Origin of the sequence: Thermoactinomyces sp. CICC 10523, from assembly GCF_016055105.1 — a bacterium.
Classification (GTDB): Bacteria; Bacillota; Bacilli; order Thermoactinomycetales; family Thermoactinomycetaceae; genus Thermoactinomyces_A; species Thermoactinomyces_A daqus.
This window is the reverse complement of record NZ_JAECVX010000001.1, coordinates 39,101-56,207: the sequence shown is the minus strand read 5'-3', so window position 1 is coordinate 56,207 and position 17,107 is coordinate 39,101. Positions and strand designations below refer to the sequence as shown.

Annotated in this window: 16 protein-coding genes and 1 pseudogene; 9 read left to right on the top strand and 8 right to left on the bottom strand. The window is 48.0% G+C overall.

The window, feature by feature from the left end:
* Positions 1 to 13: 13 nt before the first annotated feature.
* The gene (locus tag I8U19_RS00280; protein WP_198054896.1) at positions 14 to 1,093 is read right to left on the bottom strand and encodes a tyrosine-type recombinase/integrase; all 1,080 of its coding nucleotides are present in this window, start codon (positions 1,091 to 1,093) and stop codon (positions 14 to 16) included.
* A gap of 309 nt (positions 1,094 to 1,402) precedes the next feature.
* Here I8U19_RS00280 and I8U19_RS00275 point away from each other — a divergent pair, with 309 nt between their 5' ends.
* From I8U19_RS00275 to I8U19_RS00265, 3 genes are all read left to right on the top strand, one after another.
* Complete coding sequence (locus tag I8U19_RS00275) at positions 1,403 to 2,110, top strand: hypothetical protein (protein WP_033101569.1); 708 nt, start codon at positions 1,403 to 1,405, stop codon at positions 2,108 to 2,110.
* Positions 2,111 to 2,367: 257 nt separating this feature from the next.
* Positions 2,368 to 3,558: a glycine C-acetyltransferase gene (locus I8U19_RS00270; RefSeq protein ID WP_198054895.1), complete on the top strand. Its 1,191-nt coding sequence runs from the start codon at positions 2,368 to 2,370 to the stop codon at positions 3,556 to 3,558.
* A 33-nt stretch (positions 3,559 to 3,591) separates the two neighbouring features.
* Entirely contained in the window at positions 3,592 to 4,551 is a 960-nt protein-coding gene (locus tag I8U19_RS00265; protein ID WP_033101571.1) for an L-threonine 3-dehydrogenase, read from the top strand.
* Positions 4,552 to 4,631: 80 nt separating this feature from the next.
* Here the strand turns inward: I8U19_RS00265 and I8U19_RS00260 are convergent, their stop codons facing one another.
* Entirely contained in the window at positions 4,632 to 5,405 is a 774-nt protein-coding gene (locus I8U19_RS00260) for an SDR family oxidoreductase (protein ID WP_033101572.1), read from the bottom strand.
* Between the two features lie 113 nt (positions 5,406 to 5,518).
* Positions 5,519 to 6,430, bottom strand: coding sequence for an oxygen-dependent tRNA uridine(34) hydroxylase TrhO (trhO, locus tag I8U19_RS00255; RefSeq protein ID WP_033101573.1), 912 nt, complete (start codon positions 6,428 to 6,430; stop codon positions 5,519 to 5,521).
* A 443-nt stretch (positions 6,431 to 6,873) separates the two neighbouring features.
* Between trhO and I8U19_RS00250 the strand changes: the two genes are divergently transcribed.
* The 6 genes and pseudogenes from I8U19_RS00250 to I8U19_RS00225 all read left to right on the top strand — a co-directional run bounded on the left by I8U19_RS00250 (position 6,874) and on the right by I8U19_RS00225 (position 13,333).
* Positions 6,874 to 8,034, top strand: coding sequence for a Gfo/Idh/MocA family protein (locus tag I8U19_RS00250; RefSeq protein WP_033101574.1), 1,161 nt, complete (start codon positions 6,874 to 6,876; stop codon positions 8,032 to 8,034).
* 159 nt (positions 8,035 to 8,193) lie between these two features.
* The gene (locus I8U19_RS00245; protein WP_198054894.1) at positions 8,194 to 9,735 is read left to right on the top strand and encodes a gluconokinase; all 1,542 of its coding nucleotides are present in this window, start codon (positions 8,194 to 8,196) and stop codon (positions 9,733 to 9,735) included.
* An 8-nt stretch (positions 9,736 to 9,743) separates the two neighbouring features.
* Positions 9,744 to 11,069: a GntP family permease gene (locus I8U19_RS00240; protein WP_198054893.1), complete on the top strand. Its 1,326-nt coding sequence runs from the start codon at positions 9,744 to 9,746 to the stop codon at positions 11,067 to 11,069.
* A gap of 126 nt (positions 11,070 to 11,195) precedes the next feature.
* Positions 11,196 to 11,753: a GNAT family N-acetyltransferase gene (locus I8U19_RS00235; protein WP_052154303.1), complete on the top strand. Its 558-nt coding sequence runs from the start codon at positions 11,196 to 11,198 to the stop codon at positions 11,751 to 11,753.
* Positions 11,754 to 12,101 (top strand): annotated as a pseudogene (locus I8U19_RS00230) (antibiotic biosynthesis monooxygenase family protein).
* A gap of 41 nt (positions 12,102 to 12,142) precedes the next feature.
* Positions 12,143 to 13,333: an MFS transporter gene (locus I8U19_RS00225; protein WP_370589274.1), complete on the top strand. Its 1,191-nt coding sequence runs from the start codon at positions 12,143 to 12,145 to the stop codon at positions 13,331 to 13,333.
* A 92-nt stretch (positions 13,334 to 13,425) separates the two neighbouring features.
* Here I8U19_RS00225 and hemQ read toward each other — a convergent pair whose 3' ends face one another.
* The 5 genes from hemQ to qoxC are packed head-to-tail and all read right to left on the bottom strand — an operon-like array spanning position 13,426 to position 17,107.
* Entirely contained in the window at positions 13,426 to 14,190 is a 765-nt protein-coding gene (gene hemQ, locus I8U19_RS00220) for a hydrogen peroxide-dependent heme synthase (RefSeq protein ID WP_033101592.1), read from the bottom strand.
* A 43-nt stretch (positions 14,191 to 14,233) separates the two neighbouring features.
* Complete coding sequence (locus I8U19_RS00215) at positions 14,234 to 15,184, bottom strand: COX15/CtaA family protein (RefSeq protein ID WP_198054892.1); 951 nt, start codon at positions 15,182 to 15,184, stop codon at positions 14,234 to 14,236.
* A gap of 38 nt (positions 15,185 to 15,222) precedes the next feature.
* Positions 15,223 to 16,146, bottom strand: a complete 924-nt coding sequence (locus I8U19_RS00210; protein WP_198054891.1) for a heme o synthase — start codon at positions 16,144 to 16,146, stop codon at positions 15,223 to 15,225.
* Between the two features lie 26 nt (positions 16,147 to 16,172).
* On the bottom strand, positions 16,173 to 16,487 hold the full coding sequence (locus I8U19_RS00205; protein WP_033101578.1) for a cytochrome o ubiquinol oxidase subunit IV: 315 nt from the start codon (positions 16,485 to 16,487) through the stop codon (positions 16,173 to 16,175).
* Entirely contained in the window at positions 16,484 to 17,107 is a 624-nt protein-coding gene (gene qoxC, locus I8U19_RS00200; RefSeq protein ID WP_033101579.1) for a cytochrome aa3 quinol oxidase subunit III, read from the bottom strand. The genes I8U19_RS00205 and qoxC overlap by 4 nt, the downstream gene beginning before the upstream one ends.

Here is a 17,107-nt window from a genome sequence, read left to right as displayed (position 1 = left end):
AACGGGAAGGCGATCAAATATTCAATCGGTCTAATGCGTCATCTTTTTCGGAATTGATGACGTGGGTATAGATCTGGGTGGTCTGAATGCTGGAATGGCCGAGGATCTCCTGAACCACGCGCAAATTTTCCCCGTTGGACAGGAGCAGTGTCGCCAGCGTGTGCCGCAGCTTGTGCGGGGAAATGTTGGCGGCTTTTGGGGGGAGATTGGCTTCGGCGACATATTTTTTGATGATTTCAGAAACCCCTTTACGGCTTAAGCGCTGAAGATTTTTATTTAAAAACAAGGCCTCACGGTCAGAGGGCGGAACCCCTTCTTCCGGCCTGAGCGCAAGATAATCATTCAGGGCGGACACCGCTGATTGATTCAATTTGAGCATCCGTTCTTTGCCGCCTTTACCGATAATGATGACGCGAATCAGATCCCCGTCGGCCTGAATGCTGTTGCGGTTGAGTCCGATCAATTCGGAGACCCGCATCCCGGTGTTGAGAAACATGAGAATAATCGCCAAATCCCTCATTTCCATCCAGTCGCGGCTTTTTCTGTTTTTTTTCTGATGATAGGAATGAACCGCTTCGATCAGCCGCAAGGCTTCTTCACGGGTCAAAAAGACCGGTACCTTCTGTCGGGAACGTGATTTTAAAGTGGCATCCTCATATTCTTCCATCGGGTCCCGTTCCAGGACATGCGTTTTCACCAGATAGCGGAACAGCGAGCGTAAAGAGGCCCGTTTCCTTTGTTTACCGCTGCGTGAGTTTTCGCGAAAATGCTTCCGCTTGACCCATTCTTCATTTATTTCCCCTGTTTTGGGGTCCTTTTTCTTCAATTTGACATAGACCGTTCGTTCATAACCGTTTTCAATATGGCGAAAGAATCGCTTGATAGTCATCGGATCCGTTTGGTATATCGTTTTGTTCCGCGACTTGAGAAAATCGAAGAACAGGGAGAAGTCATAAGCATAGTTGGCGATCGTTTGTTTGGAACGGTCCGCACTGATCATTTCCAAAAAAAACTCCTGCACTTCTTCGGGAAATTGGGCGACAATCCGGTTGATATTTTCCGGCAGGCGCCGTGAGACAATGACGGGTTCCAAATTGGCACCTCCTTCGGCAAGTGGAATTCGGAACTTGGTCTATTCATTACTAAATCACTTATGTAGAAAACGGGATGAAATGTCATATAAAAAGCCCGCCAAGGTCATGAGAGACGGGTTATGTCCATTTTAACACGGATTGCAAAAAGCGAAACGCCTCGCAAAGTCGAAAAATTTTTTTTCATCCACTGTATTTTGCGTCTTTATCTTCGGCGTGTACGAACATATTTTCGTCTTGTCGCCTCCCTGGCAGGAAATTATAACCAATACCGAGAAATAAAATTAAATACAAAAAAAGGAGGGAAGCAGATGAATCGGGTATCAAAAGAAGAATTGAATGAATTTGATTGTTTCTATGTCGAGACAAGGTTAAGAGAGCAATATAAAATAGAAAAAATTGAAACGGGTTTCCGTTTATGCCGGGTGGCCCCCTCCTCATTTACAGTGCCGATCACGGATTACGGCAGTCGGAAAGCGAACGGAAAGCATCTTTCCCAATCCGGGGAGTCTTTGATCGACGGGATTGTGAAAGGAGCTTTTTTCGCTTTTAGGTCATCTTCGGATTCACGAAGCGGCTGGACGGAATCAAAAGGGAAAATCGAACGTTGCTTTGTTAAACAACGGATCGGAAAACTGGAGATGATCGTTCATCTGCTCCGGGTTCCGGGACGAAAAGTGCCGCTTGCCGACTATATGGGAGATGATTTTACCATTCATACAAAAAACGGATCATATCCTTTCAAAATCAAAGGAGAAGAATGCTTCTTTGAAGGCTTAAAAGTTCACTCCATTTTAACCATTCTTCGTCCCATGAAACTGGAGATGGATCCGCTGGAACTGATATTGGGAGAGAAGAAATTGGAGAGGGCATTGGAAGTCGTGATGCCGACTCATCTTTACTATAACCGTCCTTTTTTGGTGATTGCAGAAAAGGCAGATGGGAAAGCCGATTTCCGCTTTGTGTTTGAGGAGATCAAGGAGATTCGCGTCAATCAGCCGGAAAAAGCGTTCATATAACTTTGTTTTGTCCGCTTTCATCTTTTTTTGAAGCGGACCATTTTCTGCTGAAGGCATAAAATATGATAAGCAATCCATGCTAATAAAAAAGAGACTGTCGGGTTGGAAATAGTCGGATTTTGTCCGTTACATAAAGACATTTTGCGGAAGATGTGTTAGAATGTCTTTAAAATCCTTTACATATCAATATTTTCGCTCTGGCTGATTGTCTTTCTATCACGGACAGATGTACATTTCCTTAAAAGGGGGATCTGCTTGTGGCAAGCAAAAAATTAGCTGCTTTTTTACAGGAGAATTTGGAGGATCTCAAGAGCAGGGGGCTTTACAATGTGATCGACCCGCTGGAAAGCCCTAACGGCCCCGTGATCAAGATTGGCGGCCGTGAGTTGATCAACTTGTCTTCAAACAACTATCTGGGGTTGGCGACTGATGAACGGCTGAAAAAAGCGGCCATTGAAGCCGTCAAAGAATACGGGGTGGGTGCTGGCGCTGTTCGCACCATCAACGGAACATTGGAAATCCATGTGAACCTGGAGAAAAAGATTGCCGAATTTAAACACACAGAAGCTGCGATCGCCTTTCAATCTGGATTTAACTGCAATATGGCAGCGATTTCAGCAGTGATGGATAAAAACGATGCCATTCTGTCCGATGAGTTAAACCATGCTTCGATCATTGACGGCTGTCGCCTTTCCAAAGCGAAAATCATCCGCTTTAACCATTCCGATATGGATGATTTGCGGGCAAAGGCCAAAGAAGCGAAAGAATCAGGCCAATTCAACAAAATCATGGTCATCACTGACGGTGTGTTTTCCATGGACGGCGATATCGCCAAACTCCCTGAGATTGTCGAGATTGCCGAAGAATTCGATTTGATCACCTACGTTGATGATGCACATGGTTCCGGCGTGCTCGGGAACGGTGCCGGCACGGTGAAGCATTTTGGCTTATCCGATAAAATCGATTTCCAGATCGGTACTTTATCCAAAGCCATCGGGGTCATTGGCGGTTATGTGGCCGGAAAACAGGATCTGATTGATTGGCTGAAAGTGAGAAGCAGACCGTTCTTGTTCTCCACCGCGTTAACGCCGGCGGATGTGGCTGCCTGCACGAAAGCGATTGAAATTTTGATGGACAGCACGGAGTTGCAGGAAAAGCTGTGGAATAACGGCGATTATTTGAAAAAAGGATTGAAGGAACTGGGCTTTGACATCGGCCACAGCGAAACGCCGATTACACCGTGCATTATCGGAGACGAAGTATTGGCACAGCAGTTCAGCAAACGTTTAAACGAAGAAGGAGTTTACGCCAAGGCGATTGTTTTCCCGACGGTACCGAGGGGAACGGGCCGGGTGCGCAACATGCCGACGGCGGCACACACCAGGGAAATGCTGGATCAAGCGATCTCCATCTATGAAAAAGTGGGGAAAGAGCTGGGAATTATTTAAATCGAATTCGCAGGTTGGGTTGGTGGAAGTGTTATGAAGAGAATTCTTGTTACAGGTGCATTGGGGCAAATCGGATCTGAACTCGTCCTGAAGTTGCGCAAGTTGTACGGGGCGGACAATGTGATCGCGACCGATATCAGAAAAAACGATACGGAGATTGTCCATTCCGGTCCGTTTGAACTTCTGGATGTGACCGATGCCGACGCCATGTATCAGATTGCGAAAAAAAATCAAGTGGATACGATTATTCATCTGGCTGCCTTGTTATCGGCCACGGCTGAGTCCAAACCGCTGATCGCCTGGAACTTGAACATGGGCGGACTCGTGAATGCGCTTGAAGTGGCCAGGGAACTGAAGTGTCAGTTCTTTACCCCCAGTTCGATCGGGGCATTCGGGCCGACCACGCCAAAAGATCATACTCCGCAGGATACGATCCAAAGACCGACGACAATGTACGGGGTAAACAAGGTGGCGGGCGAGTTATTGTGCGACTACTATTACCATAAGTTCGGCGTCGATACGAGAGGGCTTCGCTTCCCGGGGCTGATCTCCTACATGACCCCGCCGGGAGGGGGAACCACGGACTATGCAGTGGAGATCTATTATGAAGCGCTTCGTTCCGGGAAATATACTTCTTATATTGCCAAAGGGACTTATATGGATATGATGTACATGCCGGATGCACTCAATGCAATCGTTGCGCTGATGGAGGCCGATCCTGCAAAGTTGAAACACCGCAATTCGTTTAATGTGACGGCGATGAGTTTTGAACCTGAGGAGATTGCTGCCGAAATCAGAAAACATCTTCCGCACTTTCAATTGGATTATGATGTTGACCCTGTTCGGCAGGCGATTGCAGACAGCTGGCCTAATTCGATTGATGCCACTGCGGCAAAAGAAGAGTGGGGATTTAAGGCGGAGTACGATTTGCAGAAGATGACGGAAGACATGCTCGCCCGGCTTGAACAAAAAATCAGTCCGGTGGGCACGTGAAAGAAATGAAAACCACAGGTGAAGGGTTAAGAGGCAAATCTCTTAACCCTTTTTCTGTTGCCGTGAAAGAGAAGCCGCTTTCACTTGCGAAGAAAGCCGCCTTCTGAATGAATCGTTTGTCCGGTGATCCACCCGGCCTGATCGCTGGCCAGAAATCCGATGAGCCGGGCCGCATCTTCGGGAAGGCCGATTCGTCCCATCAGAAATTGGGGGCGCAACTGTTCTTTTATTTCTTCTGTCATCCACCCGGTATCTGTTGGGCCGGGATTGACTGCGTTCACGGTGATGCCAAGCGGAGCAAGTTCAGCGGAGAGAGTAAGGGTGAAGGCCTCGATGGCTCCTTTGCTGGCGACATAGGCCAATTCGCCGGGCATCGGCCCCTGTCCTTGTCCGGAAATGAGGTTGATAATTCGTCCCCAGTTTTGCTTCGCCTGCTGCAAGCGGCGTGCAAACTCCACAGAAAGCAGACAGGTGGCCCGCACATTTACATAGTAATGGTCATCCAGTGTTTTTGCATCCAGTGCCATAAAACCGTCCCGGGTGGAATGAGCGGCATTGTTTACCAAAATGGACGGAAGGCCCAAATTTTCTACCACAGCATCCAGAAGGCGGTCCGGTGCATTGGGATCAGCCAAATCCAGTTCCAAATGGCGGCATTTGACTCCGAGGGATTGAATCTCGCTGCACAAGCGATCGGGCCATTTTTCAGACTCCATACCATCATGATCCTGCCAGTAAGTGAAAAAGATATCTGCTCCCTGACCGGCCAATTGGCGGCATATCGCGGTTCCGATGCTTTTCTTACGTCCCGCACCGGTGACGAGGGCAATTTTTCCATTTAACTTAAGATTCATGATTTTCACCTCATTAACCTAGGAACCGGCTATCCACATTATAATCGATTGATGCAGATAAAAACGAGAGACGGAACAAAAGAACCTGCTTCGCCGGGAAGCAGGCTCTCGCTTTATCCTTCGTATTTGACCAAATCTTTTTCCTCGCACTCTTTGGAACAGTAACCTTGATATTTTTCTTCGCAGTCGGGGCAGCAGATGTGCTGCTTATGGCACATGTCATATTCACAGTTGATATAGCGGTCAGCCGGTTGGCCGCAGTGATAGCATTTGCCGACCACCACTTGTTCCGTTTGGTTGATCGGTACGGAAATCCGTTCGTCAAAGACATAGCATTTTCCGTCCCACAACTTTCCTTTGACTTCGGGATCCTTACCGTAGGTTACAATGCCCCCGTCCAGCTGGTAAACATCCTGAAAGCCTTCTTTCAGCATAAAGGCAGTCAGTTTTTCGCAGCGAATTCCACCCGTGCAATACGTGATAATCGGTTTATCCTTGTACTGGCTCATGTTCTGGCGAATCCATTCCGGAAATTCGCGGGTGGTTTTTACTCCGGGACGAATGGCCCCGCGGAAGTGCCCGATATCATATTCATAATCATTGCGCCCGTCCAGTACGATCACATCATCCCGTTGCAGCATTTCATAAAACTCTTTGGGCGACAGCTTTTTGCCCGTTAATTGATTGGGATCAACGTTGTCCTCAGGATTGAGTCTCCAGGTAACCAGCTCTTTCTTGGGGCGGACAAATAATTTTTTGAAAGCATGTTTTTCATGCTCGTCCACCTTAAAAGGCATGTCGTGGAACAAGGGATGCTGTTTCATATAGTCCATATATTTTTGCGTCTGTTCGACCGTGCCGGAAAGCGTGCCATTAATCCCTTCCTTGGCGACGAGGATCCGCCCCCGTACCCCCAATTCCCGGCAAAAAGCCCGATGTTCATCGGCAAATTTTTCCGGGTCTTCAATTGGAACATATTTATAATATAAGAGGATGCGATATGGTTTTGTGTTTGGTGTGGTCATCAGATCCACCTGCTTTCTTATCTGATCTCAAGTTTTGGAAAAAGTCCTGCCTTATAGTATAACAACATCGCAAGTGGAAAGCAAAGCAGAATGGAAGGAAGAGGCAGGAACATGCATAAAGAGAATGAACATTTATGCAAACGATCTTTGCCGTCGTCTCTATCATGGGAATTTCATGCATGAACGTTAAAAAGACCGGACCAACAGGGAGAAAGACAGAACATCGTGGGACTTCTATCCGGGGGGTTAGACTGAATGGTTATAACAGTAACAATTGCAGTTGTGGCAGGGAAAATTCAGCCCGGTTGCGAATGCTAATCCCTGTCATAAAGATTATTATTTATTAAAATATAAGAATTCGTTAAAATAGGGGTGAAAACGTTTTCCTGTTCCTGTTTGAATATTCATAAGGAAATCTGAATCATGGTCAGGGAGGGAAGATTTTGGCAAAGATCAAAACAGGAATCATTGGCACAGGTTTTTCGGCACAGTCCCATATGGAAGCATTGAGCCGGGTTTCGGATGCAGAGGTAATTGCCATTGCTTCACGCAACCGGGAGAAGGCGGAAGCGCTTGCTGAACGTTACGGCATAAAGAAAGCGTATGGCCGGTATGAGGATTTAATTCATGATCCGGAAGTGGAGGTGATTCATAATTGCACCGCAAACCACCTTCATTTTTCGTTGAACAAAATGATTTTGGAAGCGGGAAAACATCTGTTGTCTGAAAAGCCGCTGGCCATTTCCAGCGAAGAATCAGCCGAATTGGCACAGTTGGCGGAGCAAAAAAAGAAGGTTCACGGCGTTTGCTTCAATTACCGTCATTACCCGATGGTGGAGGAAGCAAGACAGGCGATCCAAAGTGGACACCTCGGGGAAATCCAGCTTGTTTTCGGAGGTTACTTACAAGATTGGCTTTTATATCCGACTGATTATAATTGGCGTCTGGATCCGGAAAAAAACGGGCCTTCCCGGGCCATGGCAGATATCGGGTCACATTGGTGCGATACCGTGCAACACGTATTGGGCCACAAAGTGACTGAAGTGTTTGCTGATCTGAAAACCGTACATCCGATCCGGAAAAAACCGAAACGGGATGTGGAGACTTTCCATCAGCCAGCAGAAGCGGATGTGGAGGATGTCCGCGTAACAACCGAGGACTGCGGAGTCGTACTGGTTCATTTTGCCAATGGAGCCTTGGGATCCTTTACGATCTCCCAAGTAAATGCCGGGCGGAAGAACAAATTATTTTTTGAAATAGCCGGAACAAAATCGGCGCTCGCCTGGGATCAGGAAAAACCAAACGAATTGTGGCAGGGTTTCCGCAATGAAGCCAACCGGCACTTGCTGAGGGATCCTGCACTGCTCTCCGGCTCCGCCGCGTCTTTGGCTCATTATCCGGGCGGACATCAGGAAGGGTGGCCGGACGGTTTGAAAAATTTATTGATCCGGTTTTATCAGTCTGTGCAGATGGCGAACAGGGGAGAAGATTGGAAACGGAGCCGAACTTTTGCCGATTTCCATGATGGTCATCAAATCATGAAGATCATTGATGCCATCCTGAAAAGCGATCGGGAAAAACGTTGGGTTACCGTAAGTGAATAGAAATATGCATTTTATCAGCCATGAGCCGAGGAATTTCAGCCTCATTAAACGCTCATGGCTTTCTGGCAAATTTGCAATCTGTTGTGTTACCGGTTTCATAGAGGTATAATCAGAGAAGTGAATGATGGTGTGATTTGTATTTAGCAAGGAGTTGTTTTTATGTCATATGTATTAGGGGTAGACATCGGTACAACCAGTACAAAGGCGGTCTTGTTCGATCTGAACGGGCGGGTGATCGCCAGTCATTCTGTGTCTTATCCGCTCAATCAACCGCACCCTTCCTGGGCAGAACAAGATCCCGAAGAAATTCTCCACGCCTTTGTTCAATCCGTCAAAACGGCGATTCTTAAAGCGGGTGTTTCTTCTGACGCTATTATTGGAATCGGTTTCAGTACCGCGATGCATTCCCTGATGGTGATGGATCAGGATCATCGGCCGCTCACCCCGGTGATCACCTGGGCAGACAGCCGCAGCGTCGAACAGGCGGAACGATTAAAACAAATGACAGAGGGAACCCTTTTTTACCGCCGTACGGGTACGCCGATTCATCCAATGTCGCCGCTCACCAAGATCATGTGGCTGAGGGAGCAACAGCCCGATTTATTTCAGCGCGCGGCAAAATTTATCTCTATTAAGGAATATGTGCTGCATCGTTTGTTCGGAGAGTATGTGGTTGACCATTCCATCGCTTCAGCCACAGGGATGTTTCACTTGGAGCGGAAAGAGTGGGATGAGGAGATCATTGACTTTTTGGGCATCCGAGATGATCAATTGTCCCGCCTGGTTCCCACCACTACCGTATTAAAAGGCATGGATCAAAGCCTTGCTGCGGAAATGAATTTGCATCCGGACATACCGTTTGTCATCGGTGCGAGCGATGGCGTTTTGGCCAATGTCGGAGTTGGAGCAACCCGGCCCGGTGAGGTGGCCCTGACCATTGGGACGAGCGGAGCGGTTCGCACAAGTACTGATCGGCCGGTAACCGATGAAAAGGGACGGATCTTCTGCTATGCCCTGACCGAGGAAAAATGGGTGATCGGTGGAGCTACCAATAACGGTGGAATCCTGATGAATTGGTTCCGGGATCAATTTGCCAAAGAAGACTGGGAGAAAGTGAAGCAGCAAGTCGGAAATCCTTTTGACCTCATCCTGAAAGAGGTGCAAGGAATTCCGGCCGGAGCGGAGGGCCTTCTCTGTCTGCCGTTCTTTACAGGGGAACGCGCTCCATATTGGGATGCGGACATGCGCGGCAGTTTCTTCGGAGTAAATTTGCGACACGGCAAAGCCCATTTTTTACGCGCGATTCTCGAAGGAATCTGTTTCAGCCTGCATTCCGTCACCTCCGTTTTGGAAGAACTGGCGGGTTCCATTCATGAAGTGAGGGCATCCGGCGGGTTTGTCCGCTCTTCTGTCTGGTTGCAAATCCTGTCCGATGTTTTGGGCAAAACGGTATTTGTCCCGCAAAGTCCGGAAGCCTCGGCGCTGGGGGCGGCGGCTTTGGTTCAATTGAGTCTGGGTGAAATCTCTGATCTTGAAGAAGTGAAGAAAAGGATATCCGTATCGAGCGAGCTTTTGCCGGACCAGAACAATCACGAGGTTTATCGGTCTCTTTACGCCATTTACGATCAGCTGGCTCACAAAATGAAGGATGAGTTCCGCCAAATTGCCGATTTTCAACGCAGTCATGAGAAGAGAGGTTGATTTTAACAATGTTGTTAGTCGTCATATTCGTAGCAATCGTTGCCCTTTTATTGATGATCACATGGCTTAAGCTCAACCCGTTCATTAGCTTGATCATCACCGCGGTCGGTGTCGGTCTGGCTGCGGGTATGCCGTTAGATAAAGTGATTGATTCGATCAAGACCGGATTGGGGAATACCCTCGGTTTTATCGCCATCGTTTTGGCCTTTGGCACGATGCTGGGAAAAATGATGGCGGAATCAGGTGGAGCCGAGCGGATCGCCCAAACGCTGATTAAGCGCTTTGGACAAAAAAATATTCATTGGGCTATGATGTTTGTTGCTTTTATTGTAGGTATTCCTGTATTTTTTCAAGTTGGATTTGTCCTGTTAATTCCGCTTGTTTTTACCATTGCCGTTGAAACAGGAATGTCTCTCGTTCCCATCGGACTTTCGCTTGTTGCAGGACTTTCGATCGTCCATGGGATCGTCCCTCCCCATCCGGCTGCGATGGCAACGGTGGGAATCTTCAAGGCAGATACGGGTCTGACCATTTTGTACGCTTTGATCGTCGGTTTGCCGGCTGCGATGATCGCAGGGCCCCTTTATGGTAAATGGATTGGGAAGCGCATTCATAAAACGGTTCCGGAATCGATGGCCAAACAATTGGTGACGCGTGAGCAAAAAGAATTGCCCGGATTTGGCAATACGATTTTCACCATTATCCTTCCGGTTATCCTGATGCTCTTATCCACTTTTGCCGATCTTTGGATCTCTGCCGGCAGTCAGCTCCATCGAATTTTGAAATTTATCGGGGACCCGGTGGTCGCCCTCCTGCTCGCCACGCTTTATTCCTTTGTCAGCTTGGGTAAACTGCGAGGATTTAATCGCGATCTGATTTTGAAGTTTTCCAATGATTGTCTGGCCCCGACAGCAAGCATTCTCCTGGTGATCGGTGGAGGGGGAGCCTTTAACAAGGTCCTGCTCGATTCGGGCGTGGGTGATTCGATTGCCGATGTGGCCAAACACTCCCATCTGTCCCCGATCCTGCTCGCCTGGCTGGTTGCGGCTCTTATTCGAGTCTCTACGGGATCCGCGACCGTTGCCATGCTGACCTCGGCTGGAATTGTCGCACCAATCGCAGCGGCCATTCCGGGAACCAGTCCGGAGCTGCTGGTGTTGGCGACAGGGGCCGGATCATTGATTCTGTCTCATGTAAACGATTCCGGCTTCTGGATGATTAAAGAGTACTTTGGCATGTCGGTAAAAGAAACCTTATTGACCTGGACGGTGATGGAAACGATCCTCTCCGTCGTCGGCCTGATTATAACTTTGTTGCTTTCCCTGGTTGTATAAATTTTTGCTCCCCCATCTTCCTCGGTGAAGATGGGGATTTTTTCTTGGAAAAATATTTGTCTATCGAAATATCTCTCTATATAATAGTCGTAACCATACAGAAAAGAGGTTGAGGAGGGGGGTTTTGTGAAAAAAGAATGGTCTTGCGTCATCCGGGAGGGAAGGGCAGACGATGCCGGCCGGATTCTTTCCTACATCCGGAAAATGGCGGGTGAAAGTGATTTTATTACATTTTCCCCGGACGAGTTTTGCATGAGCATGGAGGAAGAGCGTGCGTTTATCGAGGAATGTGCCAACAGCAGGAATCATTTGTTTCTGATTGCGGAAGTTGAGGGAGAAATTGCAGGCAACCTCGTATTCCGCGGAGGAAAATATTCACGTACTGCACACGCGGGTGAATTTGGGATCAGTGTCTTGAAAAAGTATTGGGGATGTTCGATTGGCAGGCGTTTGCTCCAGTATTTGATCGATTGGGCGAAGAAATCACATGTAGTCCGGAAAATCAATCTGAGGGTACGGGTCGACAATGAGCGGGCCATCCGCCTGTATGAACGAATGGGATTTGCCATAGAGGGACGATTGAAACGGGATTTTTACATAGGGGGAAAATGGTTCGATTCTTATCTCATGGGAATGAGCATCGACCCGGATGATGGTTGTGCAGAATTAAAGGAGCTGAAGTAAATGGATTCAATTGCCAAAACTCCTGAGCCTCCATACTATGCCGTGATTTTTGTTTCGGAGCGAACCGGAGAGGAGCGCAGGTATCAGGCCATGGCTGCCAAGATGGCAGAGCTGGCTCAGGAAATGCCGTGATTTTTGGGGATCGAGAGTACACGTGATGCCGAGGGTTTCGGAATAACGGTCTCTTATTGGGAATCGGAAGAAGCGATCCGCAGATGGAGGGAACATTCTTACCACCGAATCGCCCAGGAACGGGGGCGGATGGAATGGTATCTTCGCTATAAGACACGGGTTTGCAAAGTGGAAAGAGAAATGATTTTCAACGGCAGAAATAATCAGGAAAAGTAAAATCTGGATCGATCTGAATAAAGGAGAGGAGATGGACAGGAGTGGAATCGGTTGGGCAAGGAAAGCGCATCAGCGCCCTCACCTTGCAAAAAGCGAAGGTATGGACGTTCAGTTTTACCCATATGATCAATGATCTGGTTACGACCGGAATCGTGCCGGCCCTGTTGCCGATGTATCGTGACGCTTTCTCCCTGAGTTATACGCAGACTGGATTAATTGTGCTGTTTTCGTATATTACCTCTTCCGTGATGCAGCCTCTGTTCGGAGCGTGGACGGATCGAAAGCCGAAGGTGTGGATGTTGCCGTTCGGTGTCTTTTTATCCGTTCTCGGTCTTGCCTTGACCGGCATTGCTCCTTCCTACGGATGGGTATTATTTTTGATTGCCTTGTCGGGTTTGGGTTCAGGAGCTTTTCACCCCGAGGCTTCCCGGGGAACGCATTATGCATCGGGGAATGCAAAAGGATTGGCGCAAGCGATTTTTCAAGTCGGCGGCAATGCCGGGCAAGCGCTGGGCCCGCTCATGATTCCTCTGTTTTTGATTTCAACCGGGCGCAGCGGCCTGCTTTGGTTTGTGCTCATCGGTCTGATCGCGTTTTTGTTGGCAGCCCGCCAGGTTCCGTGGTATCGGGAGCGCCTGGAAGATCATGGGCGCAAGCAACAGCAGATGACCGGAAAAAACCATTGGTGGGGCGTATTTTTGCTCGTTTGTGTGATTATTCTGCGGTCTTGGTGCCAAATCGGTGTATCCGCCTTTTTGCCTTTTTTCTTTTTGCATCAAATGAACATGTCTTACGGCCATGCTGAATTATTAAATTTTCTGTTCCTCGGTGCCGGTGCTCTGGGGACGTTTATCGGCGGAGCGATCTCGGACAAAATCGGGATGAAACGGTTATTGGTCGGTTCCATGCTCTTTTCCATTCCTTTCGCTCTGCTGCTCCCTTATGCAAAAGGGGGCTATGCGTGGCTGATCCTGTTATTGTTCGGTTTTTTTGTTTTGTCCTCATTTGCCGTCACCGTCGTCTACATGCAGAGATTGCTGCCCCGCAACATCGCGATGGCTTCCGGATTGGCGATCGGGTTTGGTGTCGGTGCGGGCGGAATTGGTGCGACCCTGATGGGGTATTTAACCGACCTGTACGGGATCATGAGCATTATGTCGGTGATCTCGGTTTTGCCCATTGTTGCATCAGTGCTGGCCTTTCTGTTGCCAAGTGATCGAAAAGCTGTATGATGAACATGAAAAAGAGCAGGTTCCGAATGCGGAAGGCCTGCTCTTTTTTTACTTCGTTGTTCAAACGTCTCTCTCCATTTTCCTGCGGAGGTTTATCGAATATCGGGGGTTTTGTCGTTCAGCATGGAGGAGAGCATTTCATTTGTCAACCTGCATCCGACATAAAAAGAGCCAAATTCTCCAAAACGGGCACTTACTTCATCAAACCTCATTTCCGTAATCAATTTCTTAAAGTACAATGGATCGTCGGAAAACAGGGAAACCCCCCATTCCCAGTCATCCAGGCCGATTGATCCCGTAATGATTTGCCGAACTTTTCCTGAGTAAGAACGTCCAATAACCCCATGGCTTTTCATCATTTTCTTCCGTTCATCAACGGAGATCCTGTACCAATTGTCTTCTCCAAGCCTTCTCTTGTTCATGGGATAGAAACAGGTATATTGGGTTTTTGGCAAGATTGGCTGGAGACGTTCCCGGAAAGCGGGGTCGCTTAGGGGGTCCGTATCTGGATCGATCGTGTAAGAGCTGAGTTCCACGACAGAAAGATAGGAATACGGATTGGAAGTGATACCGGCAAAGCCCAGTTTATTAAACTTCGTTTTGATATCATTTAATTCGTCGATATTCGGGCGAAGGTGGAGAAACAACAGATCCGCTTTATGACCAAGAATGGCGTATTGCCCAAAACTGCCCTCATTATTGTTTTCCACCGATGAAAACTCCGCGATCGCATCAAGCAACTCCAGAATGATTTCCTGCCTCCCGGAAGGGGAGATTGATTTCCATTTGTTCCAGTCTATTTTGCGAAAATCGTGATAGGCAAACCATCCTTCGTAAGTTTTTACAGCTTGGCTCATTTTTTTCACTTCCTCTTCAACGATTGATTTTCCCATAACCCCTTTAAAGGTTATATTCCTTCATCCTCTCTTTTTCTTGAAAGAAGGATGTTTTTAATCCCAGCAAACCTAAAGAACCCACCATTAAGGTTGCGATCGATACATGGAGAAGAAAGGCAACCAGGTTTAACTTCGTCATAATGAGCAGCGCACCGCTCAACATCTGAAAAATCACGAGAATGAGGGTTTGAAGGCTTACTGCCCGTAAATCCTTTCTTTGCCCGCGAAACCGGGAGGTGAAGAGATACAGCTTCAGAATCAAAACAAACAACACCAAAGCCATGAACCTGTGTGTCAAATCAATCAATAAAGCAGACCCGGCCTGAGTGTAAGCTTCGGTTGGAAAGGGCCATCCCTGGAAATAGCCTCCTGCCCCGGTGAACGTAACATAGGATCCAAAATAAACAACCAAAAAACTGTAAATGAGTGTTCCCCATGTCCATCTTTTCATCTGTTTGACAGGGGCGGCATCTTGGAGGTCAAATCGCCGGTATTTGCCGGTTTCGATTTGCCGGAGTGTGGCTGTCCACAAATACAGCGAGGTAAACGCGATGAGTGACATTCCCATATGGAGAGCCAGCACCGAAGGGGGATTGTCAGTCAAGACACTGATTGCTCCCAGAAACCCTTCCCCGGCAAAGGCCAAAAAGCTGATGCCCATCAAAATCCGGATATCTTTTCTTCCCCGATATCTCCGGTATGTGGCTGCGATCAGGAAGAGCAGCAAAAGAAGATCAGCGAGTACAACCAATCGATGGATAAACTCGATCGCGATATGAGTGTTCCACACTTCCGGAATGATCTTCCCGTTGCAAAGAGGCCAATCCCTCCCGCAGCCAAATGCGGAACCGGTTTGGGTATCAATAAAACCCAGGAGATTGACCAAAAACAACCCCAAGAGTGTGGCAAAAGCGAGCGGATAAATGTTTGTTCTCCTTATGTCGGGCTTTGCCATATCTTAACACCTCTCCTTCTTTGAGGAGAAAACCAATACTAAATGAGAGAATCAACGGCCATAGTGGCAAATAAAACAGTCAAGTACATAAGGGAAGCATAAAATGCTCGTCCTGCCCACTCCGTGCGATCGTCGTTTTCACGCCACATGCGTAACTGATAGTACAAAAAGTACAAGCCGGAAAGAATGGCGATTGTCAAATAGATCCCGCCTGTATAACCGGTGAAATACAGTCCGCAGGAAGCGAGCAACAGAATGAAAGTGTAAACCAGGCATTGTTTTTTCGTCGTTCTAAAGCCCCGGACCGCCGGCATCATCGGTATGCCTGCACGCACATATTCATCATTTTTCACGATCGCCAGCGGCCAGAAATGGGGAGGGGTCCACAAGAAAATAATCGCAAACATGATCACGGCGGGCCAACCGATATCTCCGGTCACTGCCGCCCAGCCGATCACTGGAGGAATCGCACCTGCTCCGCCCCCGATTACAATATTTTGCGGTGTTTTTCTTTTCAACAACATGGTGTAAAGCACGGTGTAATACAAAAAACCGGTCAGTGACAGAATGGCGGTAAGAGCGTTCACAAACACCAGAAACCAAATCAAGGACAACAATCCCAAACCCAGCCCGAGAAATAAAGCTGTTTGCGGACGAAGCTGCCCGGCGGGAAGCGGCCTGTTCATCGTTCGTTCCATGATTTTGTCGATATCCTGGTCATACCACATGTTGATCGCAGCAGACCCGCCGGTGGAAAATGCCAAGCCTGTTGCCAGCGCAAACATGGTCCACATATCAGGCCAGCCTTGCTTGGCGACGATAGCCGCGCAGATTGCCGAAAAGATCATAAGGACGGCTATTCGTGGCTTGGTAAGCGACAAACAGGCTTTGAGTTTTTCCAAATCGGCCGACAAAAAGGTTCGTTTGGTTGATTGAACAGAATTTAACAATGGGTCAGGCATTTTTTCCCTCTCCCCTCAAACTTTCATCATTGAACTTGAGAGCCAAATGTCATCACCCAGATCGATCCGGCAACGACGGCAAACGTAAACAAAAACCCCAGCGCAATCGCAATCGAATGATAAGCCGGCCCGTTTTTTTCCGTGATATGCATGAAGAAGATTAATTGAATCAGGATTTGAAGGATGGCAAATCCCAATAAGATGGTGATGAGGCTCCCTTGTGAAAAGGGAGCTTTCACCGTAAACAGCAGTGCCAAAACCGTCAATACAATCGATCCGACATAACCGGTCACATGCGACCAAGGAAAAGTCCTTTTTGCTGGTTGCCCTATATTTTTCATTTCATCACCCCCATGAGATAAACGACCGTATAGATCATCACCCATACTACATCCAGAAAGTGCCAATATAATCCGGCGTTGAACAATTTTCGGGCTGTTGTGGGATGAATTCGGTCACGCAGCAACTGAATGCCTACGGAGATCATCCAAACAATCCCCAAAGAGACGTGAAGACCGTGTGTTCCCACCAGTGTGAAGAAACCGGACAGGAACGCGCTGCGTTGCATGGTGGCTCCTTCCGATGAGTAGGAAAGAAATTCACTCGCTTCGATCCCGACAAATATGAGACCGAGCAAAACGGTAACCGCAAGCCATCCGAGCAGTCTCCGCAGATTGTTGTAACGCATTTCACGAACGGCCAGCCCGCAGGTAAAACTGCTGGTTAACAGAATGAAGGTTTCAAGCGTAAACATGGGAATGTCAAACAGCTGTGCCGTTGTGGGCCCTCCATCCGTATGCGTGCGCAGAACGAGATAGGTGGCAAACAGGCAAGCGAACAGCACAAGGTCTGTAGAAAGGAAAATCCAAAAACCGAGAATGTTTTTTTCTTCTTCTTCCGTGCCGTGCAGGTGTTTGGATGACTTTGGATCTGGGATCGGGCGTCCGGTTGTTTCAACCAT